This is a genomic window from Acetobacter sp. DsW_059 (assembly GCF_002153695.1).
Lineage (GTDB): Bacteria > Pseudomonadota > Alphaproteobacteria > Acetobacterales > Acetobacteraceae > Acetobacter > Acetobacter thailandicus.
In genome coordinates this window covers 1-12286 of the sequence record NZ_JOPI01000058.1, presented here as the reverse complement: position 1 = coordinate 12286, position 12286 = coordinate 1, and the positions used below count along the sequence as shown (strand labels likewise).

The window sequence follows — 12286 nt, the reverse complement described above, 5'->3', positions numbered from 1 at the left end:
AAAAAGGAATACAGAATGCAGATAGGTATTACCGGACTGGGCAGAATGGGCGGCAATATTGCCGTCCGCCTGACACGCCACGGTCATGATGTTGTCGTTTATGACCGCGACAGCAGTGTTGTTGAAAAAACCGTACAGCGTGCCGAAGCTGGCAAAGCTGTTGCAGCAACCAGCCTTGAAGACCTCGTATCCAGACTGAACGGTCCGAAAAAAATTGTCTGGTCAATGCTGCCAGCAGGCCAGATTACAGAAGAAACCGTCAGCACTCTGAGCGGCCTTCTGACAAAAGGTGATATCATTATTGATGGCGGTAACGCTTACTATAAAGATGATATTCGCCGGGCAAAAACGCTGGCTGAAAAAGGCATCGACTATGTTGATGTCGGCACGTCAGGCGGTGTCTGGGGGCTGGAGCGTGGCTATTGTATGATGTATGGCGGCACACCTGAAGCTGCTGAACATATTGACCCTATTCTGGCTGCTCTTGCACCTGGTCAGGGCGATGTACCCCGCACACCTGGCCGTGACACAGGTAAGGACCTCGACCCGCGTGCTGAGCAGGGTTATCTATACTGTGGTCCGGCTGGTTCAGGCCACTTTGTCAAAATGGTGCATAACGGCATTGAATACGGCATGATGCAGGCTTTCGCTGAAGGCTTTGACGTCATGTACCGCAAAGACTCCCCTCTGCTGGCTGAAGATGAGCGCTTCTCACTCAACATGGCCGACATTGCTGAAGTCTGGCGTCGTGGCAGCGTTGTCTCCTCCTGGCTGCTTGACCTGACAGCCCAGGCCCTGGCAAAAAATGGCGAATTGTCTGAGTTCTCCGGCGAAGTCAGCGATTCCGGTGAAGGCCGGTGGACCATCGAAGCTGCTATTGAAGAAGGTGTGCCTGTACCTGTCATGACGGCAGCACTTTTCACACGTTTCCGTTCACGTACGGATAACACCTTTGCAGAAAAAGTTCTTTCTGCAATGCGCTTTGGTTTTGGCGGACACGTTGAAACTAAATAACAAGTTGCTATGGTAGCGCACCATAACATCAGCAGGACAGAACCCGTATACAGCACCCGCTGTACCAGGTTCTGAGCCTGCAACCTTGCTTGGGAAGGTAAGCCACTATGCCGGTTAATATAAGTGCTTCATCAGGGGAGAGAAACTCTCCCGCCTCCCATATCAGGCTTGTCGTCACAGACATGGACGGCACACTCCTCACACCTGAAAAACAAATCACACCACGCAGCATAGAGACAATCAGCGCTCTGCATGCAGCGGGGGTTCCGGTCTGCCTCGTCAGCAGCCGCCCCCCGGCGGGTATCGAGATGTACCTCGATGCTATCGGCCTGACCACGCCTTATGGAGCGCTTAATGGCGCCAGCGTTTACAATGCTGACCGCTCGATACACACCCAGCTGACCCTGCCCCCTGATGTCATTTCTGACACGCTTGATATGTGCAACGTGCACCATCTGGATACCTGGCTGTTTCGCGGGCATGACTGGCTGATTAAGAACAGTGCCGGCCCTTATGTCGCAACAGAAAAAAGGGTTATCCGTCAGGAACCGGTCATTGTTGATAATTTTGCTGAACATATGTCCGGCATCGGTAAAGTCACCGGATCAAGCACTGATTACACGATGATGCATGACCAGGAGCTTGAAATTGGCCGCCTGATGGAAGGCCGGGCCAGCGTCGCCCGCTCTTCTCAGTGGTATCTCGATGTGACGCCACTCAACGCCAATAAGGGTTATGCTCTGTGTAAAATTGCCGAGATGTATGGTGTGGCACCGCACGAGGTTGCCTGTATTGGCGACATGAATAATGACCTGCCAATGTTTGACAAGGCAGGGCTTGCCATTGCTATGGGACAGACTTCACCCGAAGTCATGGCACAAGCACATTACATCACTGCCTCAAACAGTCAGGAAGGCTGGGCTGAAGCCATGCGCACTCTGGTTCTGCCACGTGCTGTTTCTGTTGAGCAGAAACAATCCTGAACAGCCGCTTCTGCTGGCGTTAACTAATAACACTCCGATCTGAAAAGGTTCTTTCTATGTCAGGACATGACACTGCCTCAGCGCCCGTTGAAATTTTCAAAAATGCGTCTGAAGCCACGCATCATCTTGCTGACTGGCTGCTAAAACTGGCCTTAGAAAAAACTGATGGCCCCTTCTCTCTTGCACTTTCAGGCGGGTCAACACCACAGCCACTCTACAGCCTGATGGCCTCTGAACCTTATGTCAGCCGTTTTCCATGGGCACGTATGCAGTTCTTTATCGGCGATGATCGCTTTTTACCTCATGATCATCAGGACAGTAATTATGGTATGTTGCAGCGCCTTCTGTTCTCCCGTGCACCGATCCCGGCAGATAATATCCATCCGATTCCGGCTACGGGCACGGCGGAAGAAGCTGCTAAAAGTTATGAAGCACTGCTAAAACGTTTTTATGGCGCAGACCAGTTTGAAAAAGACCGCCCGCTGTTTGATTTCAACCTCCTCGGGCTGGGTGATGACGGCCATACAGCCTCTCTCTTTCCTGGCCAGCCTGTGCTGAACGAAAAAACCGCCTGGGTTTCAAGCTGCGTGCCACCTGTTGCCCCTTATACACGGGTTACTCTGACATATCCGGCCATTCATGCCAGTCGTCATCTGGTTCTGTTTGTTGAAGGAGCCGGTAAAAAAGAAGCTGTTAAAAAAGTGATGTCGAAAGATCCCTCTTGCCCTGCAAGTGCCATAACAGGCATGGATGATGTGCGCTGGATTCTGGATGAACCAGCAACCCCTGACTGTGTTAAATAATAAGAACAGACAAAGAGAACGACCATGACCACTTCTGCTCCTGACCCCGCATCCGTCTTTAAAAAACAGGCGGCGGAACACGCTGTAACACTGGTCAGAGATGGCATGGTCGTGGGCCTTGGCACAGGCTCAACCGCAGCTTTTGTTGTCGCTGCACTCGGCCGGCGAATCAGGGATGAGAATTTGCACATCAGTGCTATTCCGACCTCTGACGTTACAGAGCAGCAGGCTCTCTCTGAAGGCATTCCTCTGACGACCTTTGGTCAGCACACAGTGCTGGATATTGCTATTGATGGTGCAGATGAGATTGAAACATCCACCCTCAACCTGGTTAAAGGGCGCGGTGGAGCCCTGTTGCGCGAAAAAATTGTCGCCTCGGCCGCAAAACAGCTGGTGATCGTTGCAGACACCAGTAAGTATATGGACCATCTGGGCGAGAGCTGTCCCCTGCCTGTTGAAATTGTGCCTTTTGGCTGGGAACTGACGATCTCTCACCTCGCACGTCTGGGCGCACAGGTTTCCGTGCGCAAAAACCGCGATGGCTCCTTTTACGTCACCGATGAAAAAAATCTGATAGCCGATTGCGTATTCGGCCCAATTAGCGACCCGGATGCGCTGAGCCGCAATATCTATGCCATTGTTGGCGTTATCGAACATGGTTTGTTTCTGCATATGGCAGAGCGTGCCATTATCGCCGGCCCTGAAGGTCTTTCGGTTGCCACACCTGGCACCTCAGTACCACAGCACCTTGCCTGCTCTCTGCCCCCGGCAACAGGAAAAGAGTCTGCTCTGAGCGTACCAAAACAACTCCTGGTCATTATGGGTGTATCGGGCAGTGGCAAAACAACAATTGCTCTTGGCCTGCAAAATGAGCTGGGCTGGCCGTATCAGGAAGGTGACCACCTTCACCCCAGCCATAATGTTGAAAAAATGGCTGCAGGGACCCCTCTGACCGATGAAGACCGCTGGCCATGGCTGGAACGCTGCCGTGAGTGGATGGAAAACTGTGCCACCCGGCATAGCGGAGCAATTCTCACCTGCTCTGCCCTCAAACGTATCTATCGGGACCAGCTGCGGGCATCAGGCCTCAACCCTGTTTTTGTCTATCTTTACAGCACCCAGGACGCTCTGAGCCAGCGCATGGAAAAGCGTAAAGGCCACTATATGCCGGCAACACTTCTCCCCAGCCAGCTTCAGACCCTTGAACCGCCACAGCAGGATGAGCTGTCTATTGCGATAGATGCCGCTGCATCTCCCAGTCAGATTATTGCCACCGTTATTCATAAACTCAGAACTCTCTGATATCAGACTAAAACAGAGTGAGGCATGCCAGTAAATAAGACCCTCCTGAAACGTCAGTTACCAGCACTCGGCCTCATTTGTTCTGCGTTTTGCTTTTCGACAGCAGCAACGGCTTCTGAGCAAAACCGGCAGATAACTGATATGGACGGCACAGCTGTTTCTGTGCCACCTCACCCTGCCTCTATTGCTGATTTATGGTTTGCTCATAACGAAATTCTTGTCATGCTGGGAGCGGCACAAAACATCACAACCTCAGCCGAAAGCCCGGCTGAACACCCATGGCTGTTTAAAATAGCCCCTGCTTTACGACATGCCCGCACGGGAGTGAGGCCTGGGGCTGTCAGCCCGGAAGAATTACTGACACAAAAGACAGACCTTGTTTTCGTTTCCGGTCAGGCCCAGGCTGAAAACTTACGCCGCTTTTCCCTCACAACTCTGGATGCACGGTACATCACATTACCGGCTATGCTGAAGTCACTCGACATGACCGCGCAGGCTCTGAACACTGCCCAGGCACGCGAAACAGCACAGCATTACCGTCAGAAGATGGAAGATACTCTTCTTTTCCTCAAAAAACGTACAGACACACTGGCTGAAAAAGATAAACCCCGGGTGCTGCATATTGCCCGCCTCGCCCCGCTGCAGATAGATGGCACAGACACCCTCATCAATAGCTGGATTGAAGCTGCCGGCGGGAAAAATGCAGCTACGGTGTCAGGCAACCACCGGCCAGTGAGCTTCGAACAGATTGTCGCCTGGCAGCCCGATATTATCATCTTTGATCCGGCAGCAGGGGCTCCTGATGCTGCCTCTCCCCTCAGAACCCTTGAGGCTTTTCGCAGTAACCGCTGGGCCATCAACCCTGAAGGTGTTTTTCCGTGGGACCGCTACGGCTGTGAAGCACTGCTTCAGTTAAAATGGGCAGCGAAACTTATTCACCCTGCACTGTTTAACGATGTAGATATACGCAAAGATACCCGTGATTTTTATCAGGATTTTTTCAGATACACCCTGACGGAAGACGACATTAACCGTATCCTCAACGCTCAGCCTCCCGCAGCATTATAACGATGCGCCGCCAGTCTTCCTGGGCCCCTCATCTGGCTGATGGCACAACCTCTCCCGCAGAACGACTGGCAGAAGCCCTGAGTAATGACATCCTCTCAGGGCAGCTTCAGGTCAATGAACGCCTTCCTGCACATCGCGACCTTGCATGGCGCCTTAGCATTGGCATAGGCTCCGTCACCAGAGCCTACGCTATACTTGAACGGCGGGGACTGGTGCGTAGTGTGCACGGCCGTGGCACTTTTGTTGCCGTTGGGCACGAAAATGCTACTACCCGGTTTGATCTGGCAACCAATATGCCGCCGCCTATGTTCAGCAACAAAGCACTCGCTGGAACGCTCACCCGGCTTGCAAAACAGGTCGACCCTGATTTGTTCAATATCTACCCTCCGGTGGCGGGGCATCTCGAACACCGCCGGATTATGGCACACTGGCTTGAAGGGCTTGGCATTGACACACGTGCCGAGCAACTGCTGCTCACATCGGGTGCACAACAGGCATTAAATGTTGCCATCACCGTCATACGCAGACATGCACATTATGCTGTGGTGGAAGAGCAAACATATCCTGGCATGTTGGGGGCTATTCATCAAAACCAGCTTCCTGTTCATGCTGCAAGGATGGATGAAGAGGGTCTTCTGCCCTCCGCTCTCGAAGATATTTTACAGCGTAACAAACATCAGCGCGCTGTTATTTATCTGACCCCCACCATGCACAACCCCACAACGGCAACTATGGAGCTGCAACGCCGCCGGGATATTGTTGCACTTTGTAAAAAATTTGATGCTTTGATTATAGAAGATGGTGTTTATCTCTCAGAACGTGACCCATCCCGCCCTGCACTGATGGAGCTTGCGCCTGAGCGGACATTTCATATCAGCAGCCTGTCAAAAATTCTCAGTCCGGGTCTGCGGATAGGCGCTCTTATTCCACCAGCAGATTACCTTGAAGCCTGTCACCCTGTATTGCTGGCCTCATCACTGATGATTGCCCCACTTTCTTACGCAATGATGGCCCAGTGGATGGAAAACGGCACGGCAGAAAGTGTAAGACACTCTTTACTGCACGAAGCCATACGTCGCCAGAAACTCGTTCTGACCGAACTGCCACAGGCTGTTACCCCACGCCACCATGCCTTTCATATCTGGATGCCAGTCTCTGCCACGCTGGCCCCTCATGTCATTCAGCAGGCACATGCTCTGGGCATTTCTCTTCCCCCGGCCACAGCATTTCAGGCGACTTCAGCACCGGCAGCGACCGGTATACGCCTGGCACTGGGGAATATCAGCTTTCGTGCACTACCTGAGGCACTCAGACGTATACGCTCGGCCTGTATGCATGCTGAAGAAATAGTGTCACGTGACACTATTCCAATATACTAAAAGTGTCTCTTTCAGTTAGGCTCCTCTCATGCCAACGTGCGGAGAAAGCCAGTGCGCCAGACCTCTCAGGGGGTGACAATTGTCGCCTCATTTTACCTTAAGAAAGACTATCTCGACGTTGCTTTACCCGTTGTCGCGGCTTGTGTACGGGCCTCCCGCCAGGAGGCAACAAATTTTTCCTACACCTGTCGCCGGGATATCAATAACCCGCTGCATTTTGTCTTTATCGAACACTGGCAAAGCATGGAGGCAATTCAGGAACATGAAAAACAGCCTCATTTTTTAGCACTAAAAGCTATGCTGGAACGTGGCTCGGAAGGTCCATTAACTGTGACTTTCCTTGAAGACATAACGGCTCCTGCCTGAAAACGAGGCACAGCATAATGACACTCTGCGTCTACCTTCTTGGCACAGCCGACACAAAGTCTGAAGAACTCGATTATCTCCGCGCTGTTCTGACAGAACGCGGTGTGAGCACCAGAGTTGTGGATGTCAGCACGGGCGAAGTCTCATACCAGGCAGATATCAGCGCACGCACTGTTGCCAGTCATCACCCTCAGGGCGCTGAGGCTGTTTTTTGCGGTGAACGTGGCCGGGCAATAACCGCTATGTCTGAAGCACTGAGACACTTTCTGCCCGGCTGTGACACTCTGGGCGGCGTTATCGGGATTGGAGGTTCAGGCGGTACAGCCATTGTTGCGCCTGCTATGCAGAGCCTTCCCGTCGGATTACCCAAAATTCTGATCTCAACCGTCGCTTCAGGTAATATTGAGCCATATGTAGGTGAATCAGATATTGCTATGATTTATCCTGTGGTTGACCTGCAGGGTTTAAACCGTATTTCACGCACGGTTCTGGCGAATGCCGCCAATGCCATGAGCGGGATGATACACCACCACTATACCCCGCCTGCCGATACCAGACCGGCGATTGGTATTACCATGTTTGGTGTAACCACCAGCTGCGTTGCCAAAGCAGTACGTACACTCGGGAGCAGCTTTGAGTGTCTGGTTTTTCACGCTACCGGCTCAGGTGGAAGATCAATGGAGCGCCTTGTGGCACAAGGTATGCTGCGTGGTGTGCTTGATGTCACGACAACAGAGTTCTGTGACTTCGTCGCCGGTGGGATTTTTCCCTGCACAGCCGAACGTCTTGAAAGTATTGCTCAGACGGGTGTCCCGTATGTTGGCAGTTGCGGTGGTCTCGACATGGTCAATTTCGGGGCCATAGAAACTGTACCTGAGCACTATCGTAACCGGGTTCTGCTTCAGCATAATCCGTTTATCACCCTGATGCGCACCACACCGGCAGAATGCCGGCAAATAGGACACATAATCGGAGAACGTCTTAACCGTTGCGATGGTCCTGTGCGTTTTTACTACCCGGAAGGCGGTTTTTCTCAGCTTGACTGCCCCGGCCAGCCTTTTCACGACCCGGCAGCTGACAGCGCTTTTCGCGATGCGCTGCTTGATACCCTCAGACAAACAAAACAGCGGCGTTTTATCAGTCTGCCACTGACAATTAATGATCCTGCTTTTGCTCAGGCAATGGCGGATGAACTCACTCAGCTTTTCAGGGAGCACGAACATTATGCCAAAAATTGAACGTAATCTTATCCTCGGCCGCCTGCGTAAACTCATCGACGCCCGTAAGCCTATTATTGGTGGTGGTGCCGGCACAGGTCTTTCAGCAAAATGTGAGGCAGCCGGTGGGATTGACCTTATTGTTATTTATAACTCTGGACGCTACCGCATGGCAGGACGCGGCTCTCTTGCCGGGCTTCTGGCCTATGGCAACGCGAACCAGATTGTTATGGAAATGGCACGCGAAGTTCTGCCTGTAGTACCCGATACCCCCGTGCTGGCAGGTGTTAACGGCACTGATCCTTTCATCAATTTTGATGTTTTTCTTGATGATCTGTCACGTGCAGGCTTTTCAGGGATTCAGAACTTCCCGACAGTTGGTCTGATTGACGGTAATTTCCGCAAAAACCTTGAAGAAACCGGCATGAGCTACAGCCTGGAAGTCGATGTGGTTGCCCGGGCGCATAAAAAAGACATGCTTACAACGCCTTATGTCTTTGACACCGAGCAAGCCAAAGATATGGCCCGCGCAGGTGCTGATATTCTGGTGGCTCATATGGGGCTGACCACAGGCGGCAGTATTGGCGCTGAAACCGCCTTTACTCTGGAAGATTCTATCAAGCTCATTAATGAAATTTCTGAGGCTGCCAAAAGTGTACGCGACGATGTTATTCTGTTGTGCCATGGCGGACCAATTGCCATGCCGGCTGACGCGCAGAAAGTACTGAACGCATGCCCTGACTGCCATGGTTTCTATGGCGCTTCGAGCATGGAGCGACTACCTGCTGAAACAGCGCTGATTGAACAAACACAAACTTTTAAAGCAATGACCCGATAAATCATTAACCGGGAACGGCTGATTTTTGCTCCTGAATAGCAGCAAAAATCAGCCGGCTCTATGCCATCGTCAGGAGCGGGAAAGTATGAACAACCTATCATCTGCGCCTCCTCAGCGTGTGTCTCCGACATCTTTGACTGAGGCATCAGCCATACCCTTCACCCAGTAACCAGAAGCCTTGATCCACTTTGCCGGAATTTTACATTCTTCCAGCAGATACTGACGGATAGCCTTTGCTACTTGAGCTTCGGCTCCGACCCAGACGAAAGTCCGCTCCGGGATTTGAATATTTTTTAAAACATCAAGAATGGCAGCAGCGTCATCTGCCATATCCATGGATCGATGAACCCAGTGTCCTGCATGCCTCGCATCCGTGACGAATACCTGTTCGTCTTCAGCTCCAGGCACAGCAATGACAGTAGTGACGGAAGCCCCGGCATGAAGCTCCTCGACACGTCGACCAATTGCAGGCAGCGCTGTTTCATCGCCGACCAGAAGCCAGTGGTCGATTACGCCGGAGATCATCTGGGAACCACGTGGCCCACCAATTTCAAGCCGATCACCAGGCCTGGCGGCCCGTGCCCAGGCCGCTGCTGGCCCACCATGGTGGTTAACGAAATCCAGAATCAAATTACCATTTTGCGGATCATAACGGCGCGGCGTGTAATCGCGACGGGTCGGAGCACCATCCAGACCGGGGATGAAAATCTTGATATGATCATCGGGAGAGGGACTGCTGAATCCAGCTAGCTCTGCTCCGCCCAGCGTAATACGGATCATGTGCGGGGACAGACGTTCGACGACGCGAACCTCAAGACTGCGCCTGTTGAGTTCATGCCTTACCCGCTGAACTTCGGGGCCGTCACCGCGATTACGAAAAGATTGGAAGAGTTTCATGCCTGTGTATCCTTGTCATGCCGACAGACCGGTGACTGTGGATACACAGACGCACAGGCTGCCAGCATTCCGCTGTCAGTTGCTGTGCGTTGTTTCACGTTAACGCCTACGAGGCCTAGCTATGAAGCTTGGCCTAATCCGCTTCAGTTAGTGCGCTTTTCCTTTCACGTGTCAAGAAATTTCCGATACTTCTGACCTCAACAGAATATATCTCTAACCAGGCTCATTCTTTAAGATAGAAGATGAAATGTGCTGCAATATGGGTTGCAAACATGTTTTCGAGGCAGACATAGCTGTGTTTAAAAAAACGGCAGTTTTCTTCGATTTTTCATGCTACTTTTACAGCGCGAGTTTTATATTTTACAAAATCGATAAAAGTTTTTCACTCTTGATGTAAGATTTATTCATCTTCTGGCGTGTAGCCTATCACGAATAGATGACCGGCGTATTCTGGCTATGAATTTTGAAACAGCAATGGTCTATTCATTGACGGCATATTAATCGCAACAGGGCCCTTTTAATGACGCAAGCACATTCCCGCTGGAAACACGTTTCTTTTTACTGTTGTATAATATCTTTATCCTTAAATATCAGCATTGCTTCAGGGGCATCCTTACCTGCACTTCAGGCCCCAACTATTCCTGCTGTACCGGCAGGAGCAACTGTACCATTACTTGATGCCAGTAAAACCGTACAGCTCAGTCCCCATATTTGGATGATTCCGGGCTATCCTAATATTCCGATTATTATTGGTAAAAAAGCTGTGCTGGTCGTCGATACCGGACTGGGGAATGCAGCAGCACACGTCATTTCAGAAGAAGTAGAACGCCTCGCTCCTGGTAAGCCAGTTTACCTCACAACAACACATTTTCACCCCGAGCATGCCGCAGGCTTTGGCGGCTTTCCTGCCGGCACGAAGCTACTGCGCCCGAGTATTCAGCAGGATGAACTGAATGCTGACAAAGGACGCATGCTCGAAAGATTTCGTATTCACAATGCAAAAGCACTGAGTAACGCGGATTACGGCAAGCCCGAACTTTTTAACGGTGAAAAAACACTTGATCTGGGCGATGTGCATGCCTGTATTTTCTGGGCTGGCCCCGCACATACTTATGGCGACACACTAGTATACATTCCAGAAGATCAGGCTCTCGTAACGGGAGACGTCGTGCAGAATCTTGCTACACCAACATTTCTTGGTGGTAGTATCGGCCCAGAAGAATGGCTTCACACACTTCAGGCTCTTGCGCCACTTAAGCCCAAACTGGTTATTCCTGATCACAGTCCCCCAGGGCCGGGTGAAAAACTCATTAAAGATGAAGAAGCGTTTATGACAGCACTGATTGCAGAAACCCGGGAAGCTAAGAAAAGTGGTCTTTCTGAAGATGAGGCTGTAGAAAAAGTCACTACTATACTTCACGCTCAGTTCCCTGACTGGACCATGAATCCGCTTACCGGGGATGGTATTCGTCGGGCCTGGAAGAAAGAAGCATAATAGCTATTAAACCATTAATATACGTTACAGAATTTTTCTGACCCTGTGACGGTTTCCCACCCTAAAAAGGAACTTGGGTAAAGTTTTAATCGAAGTAATCAAAAAAAAAGCCGGGCTAAAATAGCCCGGTAAGTAAGAAAAATGTATTATCCAATTTTCATTGAGGCAGGTTCTATTCCCTCACTCATCCTCAGTATTGCGCCAGAAGTCAGATTTCACGATGAGTATGCGCTACACGATAGCTAAGCTCAGAACCTATTAATTTCCTGAACTGAGCCTAGCGGAGGTGATGAGATACACACGTTCTGCTGAACAGCAAAAAATGGTACAGGAGGCAATGGATAAATTTGAGAAAGTGTCTAACGCAAAAACAGGAAGTGTCTAACTTCTCTTCTTTTTAAATCAAGGGGTTATTTTGTCTAACGTATATTTTATGAGCCACCAATATCAATAAGTTTTAACGATAATTATCTAACAGAATGGGCTTAATTTCCGCCTAATTCTCAGCATTACACCAGAGGGAAAAGCGGCTTAATCCGCTCCATCTGGTGTTCAAAAAGCAAAAATGCATCATTCACAGGCTCACCTTCCATCGGTAAGCCTGTGAATCACAACGTCTCGCTCAGTCCAATGAGTTAATAGATCCTGAGCCTAGATTCCCGATCTCAGACACATCTATGACTGCAAGGCGTAATTATCTATAAAAATTGGGCGTTCGCGTAGTCAGCACGAATGTAGCTCGATACGCCAAGTTTAGGAGAACATCAGCGTGGAACGACCAGCTTTAGACGATCCTTTCTATGAGCGGCTACTTACCTTTTTGAGCGCATCAAATGGGGAGACTGACAGAGGACGAGCCCTAGAGCAGTTCCACTTTAATCTGAATTGATGGGTGACACTGAAGGCATCTTGTGTTTCACCGTT

At 50.7% G+C, this 12286-nt stretch carries 11 protein-coding genes and 1 pseudogene; 11 read left to right on the top strand and 1 reads right to left on the bottom strand.

From position 1 onward, the window contains the following. The first annotated feature begins 15 nt into the window (after positions 1-15). From gnd to HK25_RS11170, 10 genes and pseudogenes are all read left to right on the top strand, one after another. Positions 16-1014 (top strand): phosphogluconate dehydrogenase (NAD(+)-dependent, decarboxylating), encoded by a 999-nt coding sequence (gene gnd, locus HK25_RS11210; protein ID WP_086636258.1) that lies wholly within the window; start codon positions 16-18, stop codon positions 1012-1014. Between the two features lie 107 nt (positions 1015-1121). After that, positions 1122-1997 (top strand): Cof-type HAD-IIB family hydrolase, encoded by an 876-nt coding sequence (locus HK25_RS11205; RefSeq protein ID WP_086555313.1) that lies wholly within the window; start codon positions 1122-1124, stop codon positions 1995-1997. A 56-nt stretch (positions 1998-2053) separates the two neighbouring features. Beyond that, positions 2054-2800, top strand: a complete 747-nt coding sequence (gene pgl, locus HK25_RS11200) for a 6-phosphogluconolactonase (RefSeq protein ID WP_086555314.1) — start codon at positions 2054-2056, stop codon at positions 2798-2800. A 24-nt stretch (positions 2801-2824) separates the two neighbouring features. Further along, positions 2825-3526, top strand: a pseudogene (gene rpiA, locus HK25_RS11195) (ribose 5-phosphate isomerase A); the annotation flags it as partial. 93 nt (positions 3527-3619) lie between these two features. Beyond that, positions 3620-4102: a gluconokinase gene (locus HK25_RS13410; RefSeq protein ID WP_233127815.1), complete on the top strand. Its 483-nt coding sequence runs from the start codon at positions 3620-3622 to the stop codon at positions 4100-4102. A gap of 24 nt (positions 4103-4126) precedes the next feature. Further along, a complete protein-coding gene (locus tag HK25_RS11190; protein WP_086636257.1) occupies positions 4127-5170 on the top strand; it encodes an ABC transporter substrate-binding protein in 1044 nt (347 codons plus the stop codon). Between the two features lie 2 nt (positions 5171-5172). Next, on the top strand, positions 5173-6549 hold the full coding sequence (locus tag HK25_RS11185; protein ID WP_086636256.1) for a PLP-dependent aminotransferase family protein: 1377 nt from the start codon (positions 5173-5175) through the stop codon (positions 6547-6549). Positions 6550-6600: 51 nt separating this feature from the next. Beyond that, positions 6601-6915, top strand: coding sequence for a putative quinol monooxygenase (locus HK25_RS11180; RefSeq protein ID WP_086636255.1), 315 nt, complete (start codon positions 6601-6603; stop codon positions 6913-6915). A gap of 17 nt (positions 6916-6932) precedes the next feature. Beyond that, the gene (locus HK25_RS11175; protein ID WP_086636254.1) at positions 6933-8153 is read left to right on the top strand and encodes a Tm-1-like ATP-binding domain-containing protein; all 1221 of its coding nucleotides are present in this window, start codon (positions 6933-6935) and stop codon (positions 8151-8153) included. Continuing rightward, positions 8140-8970 carry a phosphoenolpyruvate hydrolase family protein gene (locus tag HK25_RS11170; protein WP_086555320.1) on the top strand — a complete coding sequence of 277 codons (831 nt, stop codon included), beginning with the start codon at positions 8140-8142 and terminating at the stop codon, positions 8968-8970. Before HK25_RS11175 ends, HK25_RS11170 begins: the two co-directional genes overlap by 14 nt. Positions 8971-9081: 111 nt before the next feature. On the opposite strand, the gene HK25_RS11165 is transcribed toward HK25_RS11170, so the two are convergent. Further along, positions 9082-9867, bottom strand: a complete 786-nt coding sequence (locus HK25_RS11165; protein WP_086636253.1) for a siderophore-interacting protein — start codon at positions 9865-9867, stop codon at positions 9082-9084. A 520-nt stretch (positions 9868-10387) separates the two neighbouring features. Between HK25_RS11165 and HK25_RS11160 the strand changes: the two genes are divergently transcribed. Further along, positions 10388-11362, top strand: coding sequence for an MBL fold metallo-hydrolase (locus HK25_RS11160; protein ID WP_086636252.1), 975 nt, complete (start codon positions 10388-10390; stop codon positions 11360-11362). Positions 11363-12286 lie beyond the last annotated feature (924 nt).